The sequence below is a fragment of the Loigolactobacillus coryniformis subsp. coryniformis KCTC 3167 = DSM 20001 genome, assembly GCF_002706425.1.
GTDB lineage: Bacteria > Bacillota > Bacilli > Lactobacillales > Lactobacillaceae > Loigolactobacillus > Loigolactobacillus coryniformis.
The window spans coordinates 1,948,002-1,972,332 of the sequence record NZ_CP017713.1 but is presented as its reverse complement, the minus strand read 5'-3'; the positions used below and the strand labels follow the sequence as shown (position 1 = coordinate 1,972,332).

The following is a 24,331-nucleotide window of genomic DNA, read 5'->3' as shown; positions in this document are numbered from 1 at the left end:
ATACTTAAACAATCATTTATTCGAAAGTAGGGAATAGATTTTATCAGCGATAACGTTAGAACTTATGTGAGTCACACACCACAAGTATATTTTACCATAAATTACAAGCGCTTACAAAACAATGTCTACTTAAGTCCAACAACAGCTGACTTGCGCTTTTTGCCGAGCGTGTTAAAATATGACAGTTATCTTTTAAACGATGAACCAAACATAAATACCAAGTAAGGAGCATTTCATGGAACCTGCAATTAAGTATCACTTGATCAAAAAGGAAAAGCACACCGGCGCGCGCCTAGGTGAGATCATTACGCCACACGGCACTTTCCCGACACCGATGTTCATGCCGGTTGGCACCAATGCCTCAGTTAAAACGATGGCACCGGAAGAATTAGATAAGATGGGGGCCAATATTATTTTGGCTAACACTTATCATATGTGGTTACGCCCAGGCGAAGAAATCGTTAAAGAAGCTGGCGGCCTGCATAAGTTCATGAACTGGGACAAAGGGATTTTGACTGATTCTGGTGGTTTTCAGGTTTTTTCACTAGCTAAAATGCGTGATATTACTGAAGAGGGCGTTCATTTTAAAAACCATTTGAATGGGGCTAAAATGTTTTTATCACCAGAAAAAGCGATGCAGATTGAAAATGATCTCGGTCCTGATATCATGATGAGCTTAGATGAATGTCCACCATTTTTCGAAAGTTATGACTATGTGAAGAAGTCGGTGGCGCGGACTAGCCGTTGGGCCGAACGTGGTCTGAAAGCGCACCGTAATCCGGCAACGCAAGGCTTGTTTGGTATCGTCCAAGGGGCTGGCTTCAAAGACTTACGGGAACAAAGTGCGCGTGATCTAGTCAGTCTTGATTTTCCTGGTTATTCGATCGGTGGCTTGTCAGTTGGTGAATCAAAGGCAGAAATGAACCATGTACTTGATTTTACGACACCACTTTTGCCAGAAAATAAACCCCGTTACTTGATGGGAGTTGGTTCAGCTGATGCGTTGATCGATGGTGCGATTCGCGGGATCGATATGTTTGATTGCGTCTTACCAACACGAATTGCGCGTAACGGTACCGTGATGACGAGTCATGGTCGTTTAGTTGTCAAAAATGCTAAATACGCTCATGATTTTGGCCCACTAGATGATAATTGTGATTGTTATGCGTGCCGTAATTATAGTCGTGCGTATATTCGGCATTTGATCAAAGCCGACGAAATTTTTGGCATTCATTTGACCAGTTATCATAATCTGTATTTCTTATTACATCTAATGCAACAAGTGCGGCAAGCAATTATGGATGATAATCTGTTAGAATTCCGCGAAGCCTTTTTTGAAAGTTATGGTTTTAATCAAAAAAATGCCCGTAATTTCTAGTTTTTGCTGGAAGTCTTAAGATAAGTCTGTTACGCTTGTAAGGTAGTTTATATTAATGATTGAGGTGTCTATTTAAATGAATGATTTAGTACTGGCTGCTGCTAATGGTAGTGGGTTAACTTCGATTTTAATGATCGTTGTTTTGTTCGGGTTAATGTACTTCATGATGATCCGGCCACAACGTAAAGCACAAGAGAAGAAAAAAGAAATGATGGGCGGCATGGGTAAAGGCGATTCTGTCGTTACCATTGGTGGTTTGCATGGCGTGATCAACAGCATCGACAAGCAAGCACAAACCGTTGAATTGGATATTGAAGGAGTTTATTTAACCTTTGATCTACGGGCAATTGGGCGTGTCGATAAGAAAACGACAACACCAGCTGCACCAACTAGCAACGAAAGTGATGTTACGTCTGATTCTGGCGTTGAATCATCAGCTGAAGCGAACCATATTGATGATAGCGCGGCAACTGATCAATCAGCTGCTGACGATAAAACTGAAAAATAATGTGGTACCTAAGCGCGGACAATTTTTGTCCGTGTTTTTTTGGTGCGCCCGGCATGGGCGTCAACTAGGTGGTGAAAGTCCACTGCGGGCCGTAGTAGTCGGAACCGCTAGCCAAAGGCAAGGCCTTTATCGTGAGGTGAAGACTGAAGGAAGCCTGATGAGCAAAGTACTGCACCGATGAACAAGAAGCAGCTATAAGGCCGGAAGTAACTGGATAAGGTGGCCAAACACACTGAAGTCCGATACTACCCGAAGTTACGACAGTAAAGCTGACGGTGACATGGTACGAAAGTTGACGTTCTTACCCGGGGAGACCTGTACACACAATCCTGATTTTCTTAGGGAATACCCAAATGACAAGGAAATATGAGTTCAAAGCAAGTCAGAAATGGCTGGTTAAGTGTACAGGAGTCAGCCGAGGTCATAGTAGTGGGTAACCATGAAGGACCAAACAATAATAACTCATATTGCGACTGGAAGTGAAGACGATGCGAAAATCGCAGAAAACAGAACAAGCTGACCGCCAGCGGATGATAGGTCTGGAAGACCAAAGACAAACTGGGGCGCGTAGTATCGCCTCCGGTGAAGGAGAAAAGATGAGTGGCACTCAGTTTCAAGCATTAGTTTTGGCCCGCAACAACCTGAATTTGGCTTATCAACGTGTGGTCAGGAACAAAGGGGCGGCCGGAGTTGACGGTATGACCGTTGATGAATTGAAACCGTACCTGAAAGTACATCGCGAAGAATTACTCGCAGAATTGGCCAATGGGACTTATAAACCGGCACCAGTCAAGCAAGTCTCAATTCCAAAGCCCAACGGTGGAACGCGTAAGCTTGGCATTCCGACCGTGATCGACCGGCTAGTCCAGCAGGCCGTGGCCCAGGTCCTTTCGCCGATATATGAACAGATCTTCGCCAACAATAGTTTTGGTTTTCGACCCCAACGCAGTGCACATGACGCAGTTCAACAGGTCGTTCAAGCTAGATAATGCGGGTTATCACTATGTGGTTGATCTGGATTTGAAGGCCTACTTCGATACGGTTAATCATGACATGCTTATGAAGTTTCTCAAGCAGCGAATTAGTGACCGCTGGATACTACGGCTCATTCGCCGTTTTCTGACTAGTGGCACCATGAATGGGCAATTGTTTGAACGCAGTGAGAAAGGCACACCGCAAGGCGGGCCGATCTCGCCACTGTTAGCGAATATTTATCTCAACGAATTCGACCAAGAACTAGCTAGGCGCGGTCATGAATTTGTCCGTTACGCCGATGACTGCAATATCTTTGTTAAAAGTCCACGCGCGGGCCAACGAGTCCTCGCTAGTGTGACTCGTTTTCTCGAGCATGAGTTAAAACTCACGCTCAATCAGGAAAAGACACAAGTGGTCGCCACCAACAGAATGAAGTTCTTAGGGTTTACGTTGGGCCACACTAAAGGCAGGGCTTTTCCCTATCCGGTGTGGTCAGCGAAGCAGCGAGTTAAACAAGCATTGAGGCGGCTGACTAAGCGTAATCGTGGTGTATCCGAAGACCAAATAATGGCAGAGATTCGTCAAAAGATGCGCGGTTGGTTGCAGTATTACAGCTTGGGTAGAATGAAGCGGTTCATCACGGAATTAGATGCGTGGCTGCGGTCACGTATTCGCCAGTACATTTGGAAACAATGGAAGAAAGCCAAAACTAGAGAGAACAACTTGAGCGGATTAGGATTTACGAAAGATGAAGCTAAGCTATCCGCTAACACGCGTAAAGGGTACTGGCGGACAGCGCATAGTAAAACGCTGTGCCGTACCCTAACTAACAAAGAGCTGGAACGTCGTGGACTCATTAACTTGAGTCAGACGCTCCAGCAAATTCAGAGTGCTTAAATTATTGAACCGCCGTATACGGAACCGTACGTACGGTGGTGTGAGAGGACGGTAACTTACAATTACCTCCTACTCGATTATTTAAGTTGCGCCGTTTCCGGTGCCCATGGTAAAAAGTAGATATGCGTATTTGGTTGTTTGCCGACCAAGTTAGGTAAGTTTAATTGGATTTATCGATTAATTGTTATTAAATTCACAAAAAGATTTCATGGAAATCAGTTTAATTTTTCAGGAAAGGCTATAATTGGCAACATTGAAAGCGCTTAAAATCAACTTTTTTATTTAACAGGAAAATGCTTTACAATTTTTAAAATTTGTAGTATCATCAATTTGTGAAATAGATAACAACTAATTCAACCTGAGAAATGGAGAAATGTGTTATGCTAAAACAAACAAAAACTGAGAACAAGACTGAAGATAAAAGCGTTTCTGTCGAAAAGACAATTGATGGTCTGGTTAAAAAATCGCAAGCAGCATTAGCAACTATGTCTACTTTTACACAAGAAAAAGTGGATGCCATCTGTGAGGCGATGGCTTTAGCTGCCCTAGATCACCATATGGAACTGGCTAAAATGGCCGTTGAAGAGACTCATCGTGGGATTGTTGAAGATAAAGCCATCAAAAATATTTACGCCAGTGAATATGTTTGGAACAGCATTCGTCATGACAAAACGGTTGGGGTGATCGATGACGATGATGAAGAACAGATCATCAAAATTGCTGAACCTTTAGGGGTTGTTGCTGGGGTCACACCAGTCACAAATCCAACTTCAACGGTTGTCTTTAAATCTTTGATCTCACTTAAAGGCCGGAATACGATCATTTTTGGTTTCCATCCCCAAGCACAACAAGCTTGTGTACGTACTGCACAAATTCTTTTGGATGCAGCAATTGAAGCCGGTGCACCTGCCGATTGTATTCAATGGATCGCTGACCCAAGTATTGAAGCAACTGGTGCCTTGATGCATCATGAGGATATCGCCACGATTTTGGCAACTGGTGGTCCTGGCATGGTCAAAGCTGCTTATTCAAGTGGTAACCCAGCTTTAGGGGTAGGTCCTGGTAATGGTCCAGCTTACATCGAAAAAACAGCTGATGTCAAGCAAGCCGTTAATGATATTGTGTTATCGAAGACTTTTGATAATGGGATGGTTTGTGCTTCCGAAAATAGTGCCATTGTTGACCAAGATATCTATGCTGAAGTTAAGGCTGAATTTAAATATTGGAATTGTTACTTCGTTAAGAAGTCTGAATTAAAGGCATTGGGCGAAGCAATGTTTGATGAAAAACGCGGCGGTGTTAAAGGCCCGATTGCGGGTAAATCAGCTTATCAAATCGCACAATTAGCGGGTATCGATGTACCTAAGGATACTAAAGTCTTGATTGCTGAGATTGATGGCGTCGGTCCTAAGTACCCACTATCACGTGAAAAATTATCACCTGTTTTGTCCCTATATAAGGTTAAGGACCATGAAGCTGCCTTTGCTCGGGCAAAAGAATTATTGGAATTCGGTGGCTTAGGCCATACTGCTTCGATCCATACACGTGACGATGAATTAGTTAAACAATTTGGCATGGATATGTTAGCTTGCCGGATCTTAGTTAACTCGCCATCAGCGCTTGGTGGGATCGGGAATATCTACAATAATATGACGCCATCATTGACCTTAGGGACAGGCTCATACGGGAAGAACTCGATTTCGCATAATGTTTCGGATATGGATTTGATCAATATTAAAACGGTTGCCAAACGGCGCAACAACATGCAGTGGGTAAAGTTACCCCCAAAAGTGTACTTCGAACGCAACTCAGTACGCTACTTGGAACACATGGAAGGCATTAAACGTGTTTTCTTAGTTTGTGATCCTGGGATGGTTGAGTTCGGTTACTCTGATCGCGTACTTGATGTTTTACGTAAACGGACCAACCAAGTTGAGATCGATATTTTCTCTGATGTTGAACCTAACCCTTCAACCGACACGGTTTACAAGGGTGTGGCACGGATGGATGCCTTTAAACCAGATACGATCATTGCTTTAGGCGGTGGTTCCGCAATGGATGCCGCGAAGTTTATGTGGTTGATGTACGAACATCCAGAAACTTCCTTCTTCGGTGCTAAGCAGAAATTCTTGGATATCCGTAAACGGACTTACCGGGTACCAGTACCGAACAAAGCAAAATATATTGGGATTCCAACGACTTCTGGGACTGGTTCTGAAGTAACGCCATATGCAGTTATCACGGATTCAAAGACGCACGTCAAATATCCGATCACTGATTATGCAATGCAACCAGATATCGCAATTGTTGATTCACAATTTGTTGAAACGGTACCTAAGCGGACAACTGCTTGGACTGGCTTGGATGCAATCACTCATGCAACTGAAGCTTACGTTTCCGTGATGTCTTCTGAATATACCCGCGGCTGGGCGTTGCAAGCTTTGAAATTGGCTTTTAATAACCTGAAAGCTTCCTATGATGGTAATCGCGAAGCACGACAAAAGATGCATGATGCGGCAACTATGGCGGGGATGGCTTTTGCCAGTGCCTACTTAGGCATTAACCATTCTATTGCGCACAAGTTAGGTGGGGAATTTGATTTACCACACGGATTGGCGATTGCAATCACGTACCCCCAAGTTGTTCGTTATAATGCAACGGTACCAACTAAGATCGCCATGTGGCCTAAGTATTCACACTTCACAGCATTACAAGATTATGCGGATATTGCCCGCTATCTTGGCTTAAAGGGTAATACTGATGAAGAATTGAAGGAAGCCTTAGTGCAAGCCTTTATCGATTTAGCACATTCCGTTGATGTTACCTTGAATTTAAAGGACAACCGGGTCGACAAAGCGCACTTTGATCGTAGTGTGGATAAGTTAGCTGAGTTGGCGTTTGAGGATCAATGCACACCAGCCAATCCGAAAGAACCATTGATCAGTGAATTGAAAGAGATTTTAATTCGTGAATGGGATGGTCAAGGTGTCGAAACTAAATAAGCCATTAAAAAGTAGCCATTTGTTGGCTACTTTTTTGTGTAGAAATTTTTCAGCTACTTGACTTGCTGTTACCGAAGTGAATAGGTACAATTAGTTAGAGTTAAAAAATAACGGAAGTGGTGTCAGGCATGCAAAACGAAAAAGTAGCTTTATTTATTATTTTTGGCGGTTCTGGTGATTTAGCGCGGCGCAAATTATACCCATCGCTATTTCGACTTTATCAGAAGGGCTATTTAGATCAACATTTTGCGGTGATTGGCACTGCACGGCGACCATGGACTGATGATTATTATCATCAGATCGTGACGGAGTCTTTAAGTGATCTGCAGGCAACTGACGAACAGGTCGCTGCCTTTGCTAGTCACTTTTACTATCAATCTCATGATGTGACTAATGCGGAACATTATGTGGTCTTGGAAGAGCTAGCTAAAAAGCTTGATCAAAAGTATGAATTACAAGATAATCGAATCTATTACATGGCAATGTCGCCTAACTTTTTCGGCACAATTGCAAAACATCTAAAGTCAGAACAAATTTTAACTGAAGATGGTTTTAACCGCCTGATCATTGAAAAACCATTTGGCCATGATTACCAAAGTGCGGAAGAATTAAATGAACAGATCCGGGCGTCTTTTGCTGAAGATCAGATTTACCGAATTGATCATTACTTAGGTAAGGAAATGGTACAGAATATTTCAGCAATTCGTTTCGGTAATAATATTATTGAATCCCTATGGAATAATCGTTATATCGACAATATTCAGATCACATTAAGTGAAGCTTTAGGTGTTGAGGAGCGGGCTGGATATTACGAAACTGCGGGTGCAATGCGCGATATGGTCCAAAATCATATTTCACAGATTGCCACTTTGTTGGCGATGGAACCACCAGTTTCGTTTTCAGCCACGGATATTCGCCATGAAAAAATCAAAGTTCTGCGCAGTTTGCATATTGATACGCCGGAAGAAGCACGTCGTAACTTTGTTCGCGGTCAGTATGGTCCGGCGACGATTGATGGTACGCGTTTAGAAGGTTATCGTGAAGCCGAACAAGTGGCTTCTGATTCGAAAACTGAGACCTATGTTGCAGGCAAAATGGAATTCGAAAACTATCGTTGGGCTGGCGTGCCGTTTTATGTGCGGACGGGGAAACGTTTGGCTAAAAAAGCGACCCGGGTTGACATTGTCTTCAAACAATTACCGATGAATATTTTCAAAACGGTCAGTGATGATGATAAGCTAGGCGATAATGTACTAACCATTTATGTTGAACCCACTGAAGGTTTCGGGTTACGAGTTAATGCTAAGCGTTTAGGCCAAGGCTTCGAAACGCGACCAGTTGATCTTGATTTTCGGCATAGTGCTGCGGCTGCCGGTAACAGTCCGGAAGCTTACGAACGTTTACTACTAGATGCGCTCAATGGTGACTCGACCAACTTTACCCATTGGGATGAACTTTCACAGACGTGGAAATTCGCTGATGTGATTGAACAAGTTTGGGCAGAAACAACCCCAACTGATTTTCCTAATTATGCTAGTGGTTCCATGGGTCCAGAAGCCGCGACTGAGTTATTAGCGCGTGAAGGACGGCATTGGATCTATGATCCGACACAGGCATTACCAAAAGAATAAATTTTTAGGCTAGAGTGAAAGCTCTGGCTTTTTTGTTATCTGTGGCTAGCTTTGCTAGTCTTAAAATCGTGATTTAGGTTACAATATAATTAATTGTAAACAACGATTCGATTATCACTAAGTGGGAGGGCAGGCGTAGTGGCAAATTTAGGTATTTTACAAATTCCATTGACCAATGATTTATCCCGAAAAATAATTCATGTGGATATGGATGCTTTTTACGCTTCAATCGAAGAGCGTGAGCACCCGGAATTTATCGGTAAACCGCTGATCATTGCCCGGGATCCCAGTGATAACGGTGGTAAAGGCGTCGTGACCACTGCTAACTATACAGCACGACAGTTCGGCGTGCATTCCGCGATGGCAGCGCAAAAAGCGTTGGAGTTATGCCCAAAAGCAATTTTCAAAAAGCCAGATTTCACGTTGTATCGTAGTGTTTCGGCACAGGTCCACGAAATTTTTAAAAAATATACTGATGTCATTGAATATGTGGCTTTGGATGAAGCTTATTTGGATGTAACGGCTAATAAGGCTGACTTGGCTAGCGCCGTGTTGCTGGCGCGGAAAATTCAGACTGAGATCAAACAAGTCACTCACTTAACCAGTTCAACTGGTATTTCTTACAATAAATTTTTAGCGAAAATGGCGTCTGATTATCGTAAGCCGGCTGGGACAACAGTGATCATGCCAGAACAGGCCCTTAGATTTCTTCGTGACCTGCCGATTGAAAAGTTCCATGGCGTTGGTAAGAAGACGGTACCGAAGCTACATGAACTTGATATCTATACGGGTGCAGATCTGCAACAACTTAGTGAATTTGAATTGATCCAACGTTTTGGCAAAATGGGGGATCAACTTTACCGGCACGTTCACGGAGTTGACCTGCGACCAGTAGAATATCAGCGGCAGCGTAAATCCGTTGGCCGTGAGTCTACTTTTGGGCAACCGTTAAGTACCGATACGCAAGTTAACACTGAGTTACGCGTATTGGCACGTGGTGTAGCGAATAACTTAGCGAAAACACAGAAACATGGTAAAACAATTGTGTTAAAATGGCGTAATCGTGATTTTGAAACCACCACTAAACGGTTAACATTGAGCGATTATATTGCGGATGAAACGGCAATTGCCTACTATGCGCAACAATTATGGGATGAAAATGGTAGTTTAAGTAAAGGGATACGCCTTTTAGGAATCACGATCACCACGTTGGATCCTTTAGCATTTGAAGAAATCAGTTTGCCGCTATTTGCGCGTTCAGACCCAAAAGTGTAACTAAAGGTAACTTTGTAATTTAGACTGAAAACCGGTATACTTGGTTTCGATTATAGGCGTAGAAGTGCTGAATAGTGGAGGTAGCTGATGGCATCGAAGCGGGAGCAAGGCGTAGAATATATCAAAACACTAAAAATTGGTGAGCGGATATCTGTGCGTGGGTTAGCACACGACTTAGAAATCAGTGAAGGCACCGCGTACCAGGCAATCAAAACAGCAGAAGATCGGGGTTTGGTTTCAACGATCGAGCGCGTAGGTACGGTGCGAATCGATCAAATGCTGCCAGCGCAAATGGAGACTTTAAATTATCATGCCTTGATTCAAATTATTAATGGTGTGGTGCTTGGTGGTGATGCTGGATTGAATAAGGTATTGCATCGATTTTTGATCGGCGCAATGACGGGTGATCGGATGGTTCCTTATATTACTAAAGATTCATTATTGATCGTTGGTAATCGTGAGGAGATCCAGCGTCTAGCCTTAGAAAATGGTGCGGCTGTTTTAATTACTGGTGGTTTGGGTGCTAGTCCTGCAATTATCGAATTAGCCAACCAAAAAGCTTTGCCAGTATTGATGACACCTTTTGATACTTATACAGTTGCCAGTTTGATCAATCGTGCTTTAGCAGATCAGGCCATCAAGCATAAAATCGCCACCGTGGCCGATATTTATATTCCATTAGCGCAAACTCAATATCTATATAGCCGCCAAACGGTTGCCGACTATAAACGACTGAATCGCAATACGAATCATTCCCGTTTTCCTGTGATCACCCAGCGACAACAATTGGTTGGTGTGGTGACTAGCAAAGATATATTGGATCATGGTGGGCAAACAACGATTGATAAGGTGATGACGGCAACTCCGGCAACGGTCAATGAGACAACTAGTCTAGCTAGTGTTAGCCATATGATGGTCTATGATGGCTATGAATTGATCCCGGTAGTCGATAATCGAATGCATTTACTCGGCATCATCAGTCGCCAAGATGTTATGGCCACACTGGACAGTCATCAAGAACCATTGCAACTACACGACACATTTTATGATCAGGTAGTCAGCAATCTTAAGGAGACAATTGGCGGTGTTTATCAGCTAGTGGTCACGCCGCAGATGATCAATCAATTGGGGACGATCTCGTTGGGGGTACTGAGTGAGTTAGTCGTTAATACCTGTCAACGTTTGTTGCTCACCAAGCTAAAGCGCCCCTCAACGATTGATCAGGTCGATCTTCATTATTTACGGCTGATCCAACTGGATACTGAATTAACGATCACGCCGGTAATTATGGAAAGTGGTCGTCATTCGGCTAAATTGGATGTTAATGTGCAACAAGGTGGCGGCTTAGTTGCTAAGGCAATTATTGTTTGTCAATTATTAGAAGGACATCGAGGAAAATAAACATGCAAAAAGCAGAATTACAGCAACAGATCATCGCACAAATTAAAGCGTTTGAAACGATTATTATTCATCGGCATGAAAAGGCTGATCCTGATGCGTTAGGCTCACAAGTTGGTTTGGCAGAGATTATTCGAGCCAGTTTTCCAGCAAAAAAAGTTTACGTCGTTGGGGCGAATACTGAAGGCCTAGATTGGCTAGCAACAATGGACCAAGTGACTGATGAAACTTATCGTCAGGCGTTGGTGATCGTCACGGATACAGCGAATACGCCGCGAGTTGATGATCAACGTTTTAATCAAGGACAAGAATTGATCAAGATCGATCATCATCCAAATGATGATGCTTATGGCGATATTCAATTGGTTGATGACCAAGCTTCTAGTACATCAGAATTAATTTTTGATTTACAAGCTGCTAGCGCTGAGCTACAGTTATCAGCTACGGCAGCACAATTATTATATGCTGGTATTGTCGGTGATACAGGGCGCTTTATGTTTGCTAATACCAGTACACATACTTTTAATGTTGCTGGTGAGCTGGTAAAGGCAGACTTTGATCCAACAGTGATCAATCGCAATTTAGATACATTAACTCTTGAACAGGCGCGCTTATCGGCTTATGTATTAGAACATATGACGGTGTTGCCTAGTGGCGCAGCTTATGTTACGTTGACTACAGAAACATTGAATGCGTTAAACGTAAGTGTTGCGCAGGCGCATGCGGTTGTTTCATTACCTGGTAAAATTGCTGCGGTACAAGTTTGGAGTGTTTTTGTTCAACAAGCCCCAGCTAGCTATCGCGTTCACTTGCGTTCTAAAGGACCAATTGTCAATCAATTAGCTAAGGCTCATGATGGCGGTGGCCATCCGTTGGCCAGTGGTGCGCGGGCGTATAGTGAGGCTGAAATCAAAGCGATTATCGCTGGTGTTGACCAATTAGCGCAAAATAACAAATAGAGCCATGAACATCAGAGAGTGTGACATCAGGCGCCCAGCTTTTGAGCATTAGCTTAGAGCGGCGAATAATTCACGTAGTGGATTATTTGACGATCGTAGCTAAGCGGAAAAAGTTGCCTTATGAAACACGTTTTAACTATATTGTTCGGAAGTGTGAAGAAGGCGTCGGGCATAAACGACTTATGTCACAACTCCTATCTTAATCAAGTGAAATAGAAGAGGTAGTTATGAGTACATTTAAAGACTTCAAATTGAAGCCCTATATTCTACAAGCGTTAGCAGATATTCGTTTTATCCAACCAACGCCAGTGCAGGAAAAATTAATTCCGTTGATCAAGGCGGGCAGAAGTGTGGTTGGCCAGTCCCAAACTGGTAGTGGTAAAACACATGCTTTTTTAATCCCTATTTTTAATCAATTACAAGAAGAAAATCATGAAGTTCAAGCAGTTATCACGGCACCTAGCCGGGAGTTAGCCGAACAGATCTATCAGGCTGCCGAACAGATTGCTAAGTTCAGTCCAGAACCATTGAACATTCAGCATTACGTTGGTGGAACTGATAAACAACGACAGATTGAGAAACTCCATCATCATCAACCACAGATCGTGATCGGGACCCCAGGTCGTATTCTAGACTTGATCAAGAGTAAAGCGTTAAAGAGTTATACGGCGACTACTTTTGTCGTTGATGAAGCTGATATGACGTTAGATATGGGCTTCTTAAATGAAGTCGATAAAATTGCGGCCACTTTCCCGGCTAACTTACAGATGCTGGTCTTTTCCGCAACGATTCCACAAAAATTGGAACCATTCTTACGTAAGTACATGAATTCGCCAGTGATTGAAGAAATTCCCACTGAAACGATCATCAGCCCAACGATTAGTAATTATTTGGTTTCGACCCAAGGTAAAGATAAAAATCAATTGATCTATCAATTGGCTAAAAATAGCAATCCTTATTTAGCGTTGATTTTTGCTAATACGAAACGACGCGTGGACGAAATTGCTGATTATTTGACTAAGCAAGGACTGAAAGTTGCCAAAATTTCTGGTGGTTTAACACCGCGTGATCGTAAGAAGACAATGCGCCAAATTCAAAAGCTTGATTTTCAGTATGTTGTGGCTACTGATTTGGCAGCGCGTGGTATTGATATTGCCGGTATTTCGCATGTAATTAATACTGAATTACCAGCTGATCAAGAGTTCTTCATTCATCGAGTCGGGCGGACTGGCCGGAATGGCTTATCTGGGATCGCCATCACACTATATGAGCCCGGACAGGAAAAAGAGATCACTGAACTTGAAAAATTAGGCATCAAGTTTGAACCGAAGCGGCTGAAAGATGGGCAACTTATTGATGGCTATGATCGTAATCGGCGTGCTAAACGTGAAAAGACGAAACAAGCGTTGGATACGAAAATGGTCGGCTTAGTCAAAAAGCAAAAGAAGCAGCATAAACCTGGCTATAAAAAGCGGATCAAATCAGCAATCGCCAAAGATGAATGGTTTAAGCGGCGGGTCAAACAACGCGAAGATATGCGGCAGCAAAAACGTAAGAACCGCGATGCTAATCGCTAAAATCAGTTAGGTGGAGGTCACTTCAATGAATATGCAAGAAAGTTTAATGTTAGCTAACTGGCGGCAGCTCGAACGCAACCAGCAGCGCGAACTTTTTAATCAGATTTTATTGTATTACGTCAATCCACTGCTACAAATTGGTCAAACTGATTTTGTCAATTTTACGATCAGCGGTGAGCGAATTACCACGTTGGCAACATGGATCCAAGGTGAGCGTTTTATCTTTGTTCCTGGACAGTCAACGCTCATGGTTGGTTGGGCTAATGAAGGCGCACCAATTGACTGGACAACGTTTAAACCGACCACTACGGCAACTGAATTGACTGATATTGCGGCAGTACAGCAGTACGTTGAACAATTTACTAGTGCGCCGCGCGAAGCCGCTTTGGCACCGTTATTAGTTGCGGAAAGTGCTTTACCGGTTGATCGTCAGGTGCGGGGGATCTATCATAGCGTTACGGGACGGTTTACGGGTGATCAAAGTTTCTTCCATAAATATCGTCGTGAATTAATGTTGGCGTTACAACCAAAAACAGATGTACTTAATCCGTTTATGACTGATGCAGTTGAAGCTCAAGTTACTGAGCATGTGAGCTTGCGCGTATTAGCTGATGGGGTCAGTTATCAGGCTTGTGAACTAATTCCGACGACTTATGGCGAACTTAAGCAGCGCATCGAACAGCGCGGCTTTGATTTACCAACGCCAGCTGAATGGGAATATTTGGCTAACAGTGGGCAAACCACGTTGTTTCCGTGGGGCAACCAACTTGTGCATACAGGTGCGGTTAAAAATGGGTTTAATTTGACCTTTGCGTCAGATCACAGTTATGAATTGACTGATGATTTAGGCGTCCTGAAGTTAGGTCCAGCTGCAAGTCAAGGTGAGGCGTTGATTGAACGTCAGTTGCCTCATTCAGCCTATTATCAATTACCAATAGCAGTAACGCTTGAACAGGCATTACCGGCGGCACAATATGCTTATCGCAAGGTGATTCGCGTTACCTTTGATTAAGGCGCCGAACCTGGTGTAATGCTCATCCAGCTCGAACACTTTTTCAAAGTGCTATAGTTATTTGACAGTTGCTTGCCAGATGACTATAATAATTGCAGAAAATCAATCTAGACCGGATATGCTCTAATAACATCGTGTCTGCAGAAAGTTACGCCTTGACTGTGAGCGTGGCGACACACTTATTGGTAGTGCTCCCTGTCGTATCGCTGACTCGGCGTTATCGAGTTCGAGAGGGAACGATGAACATCGTTGCAATCAAGGTGGTACCGCGCTGAGGCGTCCTTGAAAAGCAACGGTGTTTTTATATGGTCTTTTATATTTTTATTATTCAGAAAGAGGTTACTCATGAAAAAATTATCCAGTAGTCAAATTCGCCAAATGTACCTTGATTTTTTCAAGGAAAAAGGTCATTCAATCGAACCATCGGCGTCACTAGTGCCGGTGGACGATCCTAGTTTGTTGTGGATCAATTCTGGTGTTGCGACAATGAAAAAGTATTTCGAGGGCCGCGTTGTGCCAGAAAATCCGCGCTTGACTAGCTCGCAAAAAAGTATCCGGACCAATGATATTGAAAATGTCGGAAAAACCGCTCGTCACCAAACTTTATTTGAAATGTTAGGTAACTTTTCTGTTGGTGATTATTTCAAAAAAGAAGCGATTCCGTGGGCTTGGGAATTTATGACTAGTCCGAAATGGATGGCTTTTGATCCCGAAAAGTTATACATTACCGTTTATCCAAAAGATAAGGTTGCCAAAGAAGTTTGGCTAAAAACCGGTGTTAAACCTGATCATATCTTAGAAGATGAAGATAATTTCTGGGATATTGGTGAAGGTCCTAGTGGTCCCGATTCAGAAATTTTCTATGATCGTGGTCAAAAATTTAATAACGTGGCCGAGGATGATCCGGAAAACTATCCAGGTGGTGAAAATGAACGTTATTTGGAAATCTGGAATATCGTCTTTTCCGAATTCAATCATAAACCAGATGGCACTTACGAACCACTACCGCATAAAAATATTGATACGGGCATGGGGTTAGAACGTTTAGTTTCGGTGGTACAAGAAACGAAAACTAACTTTGAAACAGATCTATTCATGCCAATCATTAAGGCAACTGAACAAATGAGTGACGGCAAACGTTATGGAGTTGATAAAACAGCTGATATTTCGTTTAAAGTGATCGCTGATCACGCGCGAGCAGTTACTTTTGCGATCGGCGATGGCGCATTACCTTCTAATGAAGGCCGCGGTTATGTTTTACGGCGCTTGATCCGGCGGGCTACCGTCCACGGTAAGAAATTAGGTATCAACGAAGCGTTCTTATATAAATTAGTTCCAATCGTTGGTGAAATCATGGAAAGCTATTACCCCGAAGTTTTAGCGCAAAAAGATTATATTGCTAAGATCATCAAGTCTGAGGAAGATCGCTTTAACAATACGTTAACTGACGGTCTAAAATTATTAGATAAACAGATCAAAGCAGCTAAAAAAGCCAATGAACAAACTTTGCCAGGCAAAACTGTCTTTATGTTATTCGATACATTTGGGTTCCCATTTGATTTAACTAAGGAATATGCGGCTGATGAAGGTTTGCAAGTTGACGAAGCTGGTTTTAATGCAGAAATGCAGCAACAAAAGGACCGCGCACGGGCAGCTCGGAGTCAAGATAACGGGATGGGTGTCCAAAATGGCTTATTGCTTGATGTTAAAGTACCAAGTAAGTTTATTGGCTGGGATCATCTTGAAAAAGACGATGCGAAGTTAACGCTATTAGTGGCTAATGACAAAATTGTTGAACAAGTTACGACTGGTGAAGCGCAACTGATCTTTGATGAAACACCATTTTATGCGGAAATGGGCGGCCAAGTAGCCGATCACGGTGATATTTTTGATCAGGCTGGGCATAAGGTTGCCACTGTCACGGATGTGCAACATGCGCCTAATGGACAAAACTTACACACAGTTGACGTGCTAGCACCAATGACTAAGGATGCTACTTATCAATTGAAGGTCGATCCGGCTTTCCGGCAAGCAGTTTCACGGAATCACACGGCAACCCATTTATTAGATCAAGCTTTACGCGATGTTTTAGGTGAACATGTTCATCAGGCTGGTTCATTAGTTGAACCTGATTACTTACGCTTTGATTTCACGCATGCGGGGCAGACAACACCTGAAGAGTTAAAACAGATCGAACAGATCATTAATGAAAAAATCTGGGCAGCATTGCCAATCAACTGGGTGGTCACTGATATCGAATCCGCTAAAAAGATGGGTGCGATCGCAATCTTTACCGAGAAGTATGGGAAAGAAGTACGGGTTGTTTCTATCGGCGATTACTCCCGTGAATTTGATGGCGGGACACATGCTAATAACACTGCAGAACTTGGTCTGTTCAAGTTTACCGGCGAAACGGGGATCGGTGCTGGTGTTCGGCGGGTGGAAGCTGTCACTGGTAAAGCCGCCTTTGACTATATGACTCAACGTGAAAATTGGTTACAAGCAACGGCTAATTTAGTTAAGGCACCACAATTGCAAAATGTAGTTGGTAAAGTTGAACAATTACAAGAACAATTAAAACAGGCTGAAAAGCAGATTGAAAGTTTACAGGCTAAAGCAGCTCAGCAACAGGCAGCTAATATTTTCCAAAATGTACAAACCATCAATGACGTTACTTTGGTTGCGGAACAGGTCAACGTTGCTGACATGAATCAATTACGTCAGTTAGCGGATGATTGGAAGCAAAAAGCGGTTTCTGATGTTTTAGTTTTAGGCACGATCGTTGGTGAAAAAGTCAATTTGATCGCTGCAGTGACTAAAGATGGTATCGCTAAGGGCATCAAAGCCGGTGATTTGATCAAAGCCATTGCACCTAAAGTTGGTGGTGGCGGTGGTGGCCGTCCAGACATGGCCCAAGCCGGTGGGAAAAACCCAGCTGGTATGGCGGATGCGCTACAAGCTGCTCAAACATTTTTACAAGGAAAATAAAATTGTATCTAACCGGCTTTTCTAGTAGAATGTAGGTTGGAGTCAAGATAGATTTTCTTGATAGAAACGATAAATAGTGACAATATAGAGATTTGTGAGAAGGGTAAGGTGTTTGCGGTGAGTTCATTAGATAAAACGGTCAGCTTTGATTTTGGGCGTGAGCAGCCAAAAAATGTGCAGCAGACCTTAGAAACGGTCTATCAAGCATTAGAAGAAAAAGGTTACAATCCGATTAATCAGATCGTAGGTTACCTATTATCTGGTGATCCAGCGTACATCCCGCGCTATAATGATGCGCGTAACCTGATTCGCAAACATGAACGCGATGAGATCATTGAAGAACTTGTGCGTAATTATTTGAAGAAGGAGCGCTAAGAATGCGCTATTTAGGCTTAGATGTCGGTTCTAAAACGGTGGGTATTGCAGTCAGTGATCTATTAGGCTGGACTGCCCAAGGTGTGGAGATCATTCGCATCAATGAAGACGAAGAAGAATTTGGCATCGACCGTGTTAAAGAACTAGTAACAGAGTTCTCAGTGACTGATTTTGTCGTTGGGTTACCTAAGAACATGGATAATTCCCTGGGACCACGGGCTGAAGCCTCACAGGCTTATGGTCGTTTATTGACGGCAACTTTTGGTTTACCAGTCCATTTTATTGATGAGCGTTTAACCACGGTTGAAGCAGAACGGATGCTGATCAGTCAGGCTAACACATCACGGAAGAAACGTAAAAAAGTGATTGATAAGCTGGCGGCAGTAATGATTTTACAAAACTTTTTGGATCGCGAATCACATCTTAAGTCGTAAGTGCTGCGCGAGCCGAGATTAATCTTAAGGAGACTGACATGGCTGACAAACAACTACCTCAAAATGAGGACGAACGACAAATTACTTTAGTTGATGAAAATGGTAATGAAGAATTATATGAAATTCTCTTTACTTTTGATTCCGAGGATTACGGTAAATCATATGTTTTATTGTATCCGGCTGGCACCCCAGAAGATGAAGACGTCGATATCCAAGCTTTTTCATACAAGGCCAATGATAAAGGCGATCCTGCTGAAGGTGATCTATTCCCAATCGAATCGGATGCTGAATGGGATATGGTTGAAGAAGTTTTGAATACTTTTTTGGCGGATGACGACCAAGAATAGCGACACTAAAGGATCGATGCAAACGAAAATTTTGCACCGATCCTTTTTACATCAATTATTTTTTTCATTAAACTAGTGGCGTGCCGTCTAACATTTTCTTAAAGCGCTGTTTATTTACGTTTTTTCATGCTAAAATAAAATGCGTTGAATTACTTTCTGAAATATAGATAATTTTAATAATGAAAAGATAAGGAGGAGCGTTTGATGGCAGAGCAGAAACGGCGTTTTAAAGTTGTGATCGATAACAAGCAATATGTGATCATTGGTAATGCTTCGGATGCGCATATTCAAGCGGTCACTCAATTAGTTAATGATCAGCTGGCCCAGATCAAATCATTGGCAACAACGCTAGACGATGAGCAGACCGCTGTATTATTGGCAATCAATACGGTTTCTGATCAATTGAGACTACAAGCAAAAATTGAGCAATTAGAAAAAGAAAACGAACAATTGAAGCAACAGTTGGCCGACCAAAATTAATTTTGAACACAAGCAAAGAGGAAACTAATGTTATCACTTATTATTATAATCTTTTTAGCCTATGCGTATTATGTAGGAACCCGGCGCGGGTTAGCGATGCAAGCTGTCTATACGATTGGTTGTTTGCTGTCCTTTATCGTTGCGCGTTTAAGCTATTTACATACCGCGCCTAAATTAACTTTGTTGATTCCTTATCAATCAGCAACAGAAGCCAGTCAGTTTGCTTTCTTTAGTCATAAAACTGGTTTAGAATTAGATAATGCCTTTTATGCTGCAATTGCGTTTATGCTGATCTTATTTTTTGGTTGGTTATTGACTCGTTTTGTAGCGATCTTATTGCATCATCTAACTTTTTACCCAATGGAACGGCGACTGAGCGTAATTGGTGGCGGTGTATTGTCAGCAGTAACGGTTTATGTCGGGATCTTTTTGTTTTTGACGGTACTTGCGTTGATTCCAGCAACTGGCTTGCAGTCATTGCTAAGTCACTCATTGTTAACGCAAGGGATGATACGATTTACGCCAATACCAGCGCTTCATTGGTGGTTAGCGGCGATTTAAGTTGAGTTTATGGGAAGATAGGCTGAATAAACAGGCTATCTTTTTTCTTTTATAGTAGTGGTTATTTTTGGTATCTAATACTCACTATTGTAGAGCAGAGGAGGTTTAATATTGAATTCGAAAATTTTAGCGATTTTAGAGTTTGCTAAAATCAAACAAGCGTTGCAACAATATATTGTTTCTGCAATGGGGCAAGCACAAGTGGCTGCTTTGACGCCATTGACTGATAGTAAAGCAATTCAGCAGCAACTTGATGAAACTAAAGATGGTGCAGATATTCTGCGTTTAAAGGGACCAATTCCGATTCCCCAATTAGCTAGTGTTGCATCTCATATGCAGCGCTTAGCGATTGGTGGGACTTTGAATGGGGTCGAACTGGCTGAAATTGGGCGCGTTCTTCGTGCAGCCAATGCAGTGGATCGCTTTTTTATTGAGTTTGCTGATGAGGAGATCACGCTGCGTCAGGTTGATGCGATTCAGGCGCAATTAGTGACTTTACCGGAGCTGACTAAGCGGCTACGTTTATCATTAGAAGAAGATGGCCACGTAACTGATGATGCTTCAGTTAAATTAAAAGGCATTCGCAACGGTATCCATCAATTAGAAGGTGAGATTCGCCAAAAAATGACCGGTTACACGCGTGGCAATAGTGCCAAATATTTGAGTGATCCGATCATTACGATTCGTAATGATCGTTACGTTATTCCAGTAAAACAAGAGTATCGGGCTCATTTTGGTGGCGTTGTCCATGATCAAAGTGCCAGCGGTCTAACTTTATTTATTGAACCGCAAAGCGTGATGGATCTAAATAATCGTTTGCGCCAGCGACAGTTGGAGGAGCAGCAAGAAATTCAGCGGATATTAGCTGAATTATCAGAAGCTATTGCGCCTTATCAAGATGAGATCACACAGAACGCGACGATTTTAGGTCAGTTGGACTTCATCAACGCCAAGGCGCGCTATGCAAAGGCAATTAAGGCAACGGAGCCATTGTTGAATCTCGACAACGAAGTTAGTTTGCGTCAAGCCCGGCATCCATTGATCGATCCGGCTAAGATCGTAGCTAATGATATTATTTTAGGTCAGGATTATCGGGCGATGATCATCACCGGTCCTAATACTGGTGGGAAAACAATTACATTGAAAACAATGGGCTTGCTGCAATTAATGGCACAAGCTGGTTTGTTTATTCCTGCCGGTGAAGAAAGTCAAGTCGGCGTTTTTGATAATATTTTTGCCGATATTGGTGATGAACAATCAATTGAACAAAACCTTAGTACGTTTTCTGGACATATGGCCAATATTGTGTCGATCTTGGCGCAAGTTGATGATCGCAGTTTAGTTTTGATCGATGAATTAGGTGCTGGCACTGACCCACAAGAGGGGGCTGCGTTGGCGATCGCTATTTTAGACCAGTTAGGGACTACCAACAGTTATGTCTTAGCAACCACACATTATCCTGAATTAAAAGCTTACGGCTATAACCGCCCGGGTACGATCAATGCTAGTATGGAATTTGATGTGGAAACCCTGCAACCAACTTATCATTTGTTGATTGGGATTCCCGGACGTTCCAATGCATTTGAGATTGCGTCACGTTTAGGTTTGGCGGATAACATTGTGGCTCAAGCTAAGCAATTGATCACAGCAGATAGTCAAGATCTGAATAATATGATCAGTGACTTGGAAGCGCAACGTAAAGCTGCTGAAAATGAACGGCTACAAGCTAAAAAATTATTGACAGAGGCAGAACAATTGCATGCTGATTTGGCTAGTGCTAGCACAGAGTTTATTTCCGCGCGGGAACAGCAACTGGACAAGGCTAAAAATAAGGCTAATCAGATCGTGGATCATGCGCAAAAAGAAAGTGACCGCATCATTCATGATCTGCGCGAAATGCAAAAACAGCAACAACAAACGGTTAAAGAACATGAATTGATCGCAGCTAAGACGGGCTTGGCCAATTTGAAACAAGAAAAAGCATTGGCGAAAAATAAAGTATTGCGCCATGAAAAACGGCGCCAAGCGTTGAAGGTTGGCGATGATGTTATTGTCACTACGTATGGCCAGCATGGTGTTTTACTCAATCAATTAGACAAAAAGCATTGGGAAGTTCAACTCGGAATTCTCAAAATGAAAGTGGCTGTAGATGATCTAGAAAAAACGGCTGGCGTACCAGCAGAAAAACCACAGCGGCAGTTTGCAACGGTTCATACCGGCAATCACGTTAGCTCAACTTTAGATCTACGCGGTGAACGTTATGAAGATGCTTTAGCTGATGTTGATCGTTACATTGATGCTGCTTTATTAGCGGGCTATGGCCAGGTCACAATTGTGCACGGTAAAGGTACTGGCGCGCTGCGGCAAGGAATTACTAATTATTTAAAAACAAATCGCCAAGTTAAAAAATTCGAATTTGCACCGGCAAATGCTGGCGGTGACGGTGCAACGGTTGTTACTTTTAAATAATATAAGCAGTCGGAACTTCTAATTTTTAGTAAGCAAAAAGATTGTTGTTAATCGGCTTTTCTGCTAGAATATAACATATCGCAGGACCATGGTTCTTGCGGTACGGTCTTTGCCACAAGAATGGCTATTGTCCGTAACATCAAGAATTTTTGGTACAAAAATTAACCACAAATTGTGGAGTAGAGGGGTAGAAATTTATGGTACAAGCAATTACTGATAAAGACTTTAGTCAAGAAACTGATAAAGGCGTTGTTTTAACTGACTTTTGGGCAACTTGGTGTGGTCCTTGTCGGATGCAATCACCTGTTGTTGAACAATTAGCAGAAGACTATGATGGTGAAGTTAAATTCACTAAAATGGATGTTGATGCTAATCCAGCAACTGCTCAAAGTTTCGGTATCATGAGTATTCCAACTTTACTAGTGAAAAAAGACGGTGAAGTTGTTGAGACCCTAGTTGGTTATCATACCAAGGATCAGTTAGATCAAGTATTAAAACAATATACTGCATAAATCAATTACGATTTGACCCTATTTGTTAAATGAAAAGCCACGATAACTGTAGTTATCGTGGCTTTTTTGTTTTCACTTAATTTCATAATTAAAAATAATTGATTATAATAGTTGATACTGCTATATTGTGAGTGAAATATTGGGAGCTGATTTAAATGGGTTTATAAAGTGGGATTATGACGATGCGCCGTAAAGTTAGGCGGATTTTAGTGGCTATTTTACTGGTTGTTGTTGGTGGAATTATTTTAGAGATAAATGATCAGTCGAATGATCCGCCGGCTGATCGGGCTACTCAACTCACAGTTAAGTCAAAGCAAAATAAGAAGCAGACAATCAACATACAAACTAAATATGTTCATGGGCAAAAGACGCTGAGCATTGGTCAAGTGCATTATCATTTCTTTGTGCCACAAAAATTAGTGGTTAGTTCTAAGTTGACGGCTGATTTCTGGAAAATTTTTGCCCAGCAGCTTAAAATACCGTCCACCGCGGTGACGATAGATATTTATCCAACTAGCGTCAGCCGTGCTGGCAATTTAGTTGGTTATAACTTGGTGGCGGTCGCTATTGATCGCGCGGGACAACGAACGAGCATATCATTACCATTGACGCGGCGACAATTATTAGTGAATGATGCGCAAGATCAGGTGATCACTTTAGCCCAAATTACGAATGATGTGACCACATTAAACGCCTTAAAACTGCAAATATTCAATGCGGTTCTACAAGTAGTGCAACCGCAGCCGGCAACTTTGGCACAAACCAGGCAAAACTTTATGACCCAGCCATTAAATCCGTGGTTGGCGATCAATCAGCAACAATTAGTTTTCTATGTACAAACTGCGCAGCAACAGTTAAGTGCAGTACCGGTTGATTTTACAGAACTGCGCTATTTTTTGCCGACAGCTTGGCACGTGACATCACAAATAAGTCCTGGTAAGCATGTTGCTTTAACGTTTGATGACGGACCGAATCCAAACACTACACCGCAAGTTTTGCAGATTTTAGCCCAAGCACAGATTCATGCGACTTTTTTTATGGTTGGACGTAATGTCACCACTTATCCACAGTTAGCCCGGCGCGTTGCTCAGGCTGGACATGAAGTTGGCAATCATACGTACGATCATCCGCAGTTACCTAATTTAACAGCGGCACAGGTAGATCAAGAGCTAACTATGACTGATGTAGCGATCTATCAGGCGACAGGAACTTGGCCACGGCTAATGCGACCACCGTATGGCAGTATTGATCAGACTAGCGCTGCCATTGCGGGACGACCAATTATTCAGTGGACGGTTGATAGCGAAGATTGGAAAAGTCAAAATGCAGCTATAATTTTGAGAATGATTCAGCAAACGACTACGCCAGGTGCAATTATTCTTTTGCACGATATTCAACCGGCAACGGTCACCGCTTTGCCCAATATTATTAGCTATTTGCAAGCGCAAGGGTATCAATTCGTGACTATTGATGACTTGATCGCGCAACCGTTATTCAGCCAATGGCAATATTTTGGATTAGGCGATCAACGCAGCTATTGAAAAAGCATGCCG

Annotated in this window: 18 protein-coding genes and 1 pseudogene; all 19 read left to right on the top strand. The window is 42.5% G+C overall.

The window, feature by feature from the left end:
* The first annotated feature begins 235 nt into the window (after positions 1-235).
* The 19 genes and pseudogenes from tgt to LC20001_RS14605 all read left to right on the top strand — a co-directional run bounded on the left by tgt (position 236) and on the right by LC20001_RS14605 (position 24,319).
* On the top strand, positions 236-1,378 hold the full coding sequence (tgt, locus tag LC20001_RS09790; protein WP_003678498.1) for a tRNA guanosine(34) transglycosylase Tgt: 1,143 nt from the start codon (positions 236-238) through the stop codon (positions 1,376-1,378).
* Between the two features lie 76 nt (positions 1,379-1,454).
* Entirely contained in the window at positions 1,455-1,886 is a 432-nt protein-coding gene (yajC, locus tag LC20001_RS09785) for a preprotein translocase subunit YajC (RefSeq protein WP_003678499.1), read from the top strand.
* Positions 1,887-2,374: 488 nt separating this feature from the next.
* A pseudogene (gene ltrA / locus LC20001_RS09780) lies at positions 2,375-3,758 on the top strand (group II intron reverse transcriptase/maturase).
* 380 nt (positions 3,759-4,138) lie between these two features.
* Complete coding sequence (gene adhE, locus LC20001_RS09775; RefSeq protein ID WP_010010669.1) at positions 4,139-6,760, top strand: bifunctional acetaldehyde-CoA/alcohol dehydrogenase; 2,622 nt, start codon at positions 4,139-4,141, stop codon at positions 6,758-6,760.
* 128 nt (positions 6,761-6,888) lie between these two features.
* The gene (gene zwf / locus LC20001_RS09770) at positions 6,889-8,391 is read left to right on the top strand and encodes a glucose-6-phosphate dehydrogenase (protein ID WP_010010668.1); all 1,503 of its coding nucleotides are present in this window, start codon (positions 6,889-6,891) and stop codon (positions 8,389-8,391) included.
* A 138-nt stretch (positions 8,392-8,529) separates the two neighbouring features.
* Positions 8,530-9,666 (top strand): DNA polymerase IV, encoded by a 1,137-nt coding sequence (gene dinB, locus LC20001_RS09765; RefSeq protein WP_010010667.1) that lies wholly within the window; start codon positions 8,530-8,532, stop codon positions 9,664-9,666.
* A gap of 87 nt (positions 9,667-9,753) precedes the next feature.
* Positions 9,754-11,067: a DRTGG domain-containing protein gene (locus LC20001_RS09760; RefSeq protein ID WP_010010666.1), complete on the top strand. Its 1,314-nt coding sequence runs from the start codon at positions 9,754-9,756 to the stop codon at positions 11,065-11,067.
* A gap of 2 nt (positions 11,068-11,069) precedes the next feature.
* Entirely contained in the window at positions 11,070-12,023 is a 954-nt protein-coding gene (locus LC20001_RS09755) for a DHH family phosphoesterase (RefSeq protein WP_003678649.1), read from the top strand.
* A gap of 227 nt (positions 12,024-12,250) precedes the next feature.
* A complete protein-coding gene (locus LC20001_RS09750; RefSeq protein WP_003678647.1) occupies positions 12,251-13,600 on the top strand; it encodes a DEAD/DEAH box helicase in 1,350 nt (449 codons plus the stop codon).
* A gap of 25 nt (positions 13,601-13,625) precedes the next feature.
* A complete protein-coding gene (locus LC20001_RS09745; protein WP_010010665.1) occupies positions 13,626-14,612 on the top strand; it encodes a hypothetical protein in 987 nt (328 codons plus the stop codon).
* Positions 14,613-14,957: 345 nt separating this feature from the next.
* The gene (alaS, locus tag LC20001_RS09740) at positions 14,958-17,600 is read left to right on the top strand and encodes an alanine--tRNA ligase (protein ID WP_010010664.1); all 2,643 of its coding nucleotides are present in this window, start codon (positions 14,958-14,960) and stop codon (positions 17,598-17,600) included.
* Between the two features lie 117 nt (positions 17,601-17,717).
* A complete protein-coding gene (locus LC20001_RS09735; protein ID WP_003678640.1) occupies positions 17,718-17,975 on the top strand; it encodes an IreB family regulatory phosphoprotein in 258 nt (85 codons plus the stop codon).
* A gap of 2 nt (positions 17,976-17,977) precedes the next feature.
* Positions 17,978-18,409, top strand: coding sequence for a Holliday junction resolvase RuvX (gene ruvX, locus LC20001_RS09730; RefSeq protein ID WP_003678639.1), 432 nt, complete (start codon positions 17,978-17,980; stop codon positions 18,407-18,409).
* 38 nt (positions 18,410-18,447) lie between these two features.
* On the top strand, positions 18,448-18,756 hold the full coding sequence (locus tag LC20001_RS09725; RefSeq protein ID WP_003678637.1) for a DUF1292 domain-containing protein: 309 nt from the start codon (positions 18,448-18,450) through the stop codon (positions 18,754-18,756).
* A gap of 204 nt (positions 18,757-18,960) precedes the next feature.
* Entirely contained in the window at positions 18,961-19,236 is a 276-nt protein-coding gene (locus tag LC20001_RS09720; protein WP_010010663.1) for a cell division protein ZapA, read from the top strand.
* A gap of 27 nt (positions 19,237-19,263) precedes the next feature.
* Positions 19,264-19,797: a CvpA family protein gene (locus LC20001_RS09715; protein ID WP_003678635.1), complete on the top strand. Its 534-nt coding sequence runs from the start codon at positions 19,264-19,266 to the stop codon at positions 19,795-19,797.
* A gap of 111 nt (positions 19,798-19,908) precedes the next feature.
* Positions 19,909-22,266 (top strand): endonuclease MutS2, encoded by a 2,358-nt coding sequence (locus LC20001_RS09710; RefSeq protein ID WP_010010661.1) that lies wholly within the window; start codon positions 19,909-19,911, stop codon positions 22,264-22,266.
* 197 nt (positions 22,267-22,463) lie between these two features.
* A complete protein-coding gene (gene trxA, locus LC20001_RS09705) occupies positions 22,464-22,778 on the top strand; it encodes a thioredoxin (RefSeq protein ID WP_003678631.1) in 315 nt (104 codons plus the stop codon).
* Positions 22,779-22,960: 182 nt separating this feature from the next.
* A complete protein-coding gene (locus LC20001_RS14605) occupies positions 22,961-24,319 on the top strand; it encodes a polysaccharide deacetylase family protein (protein WP_010010658.1) in 1,359 nt (452 codons plus the stop codon).
* Positions 24,320-24,331: the final 12 nt, after the last annotated feature.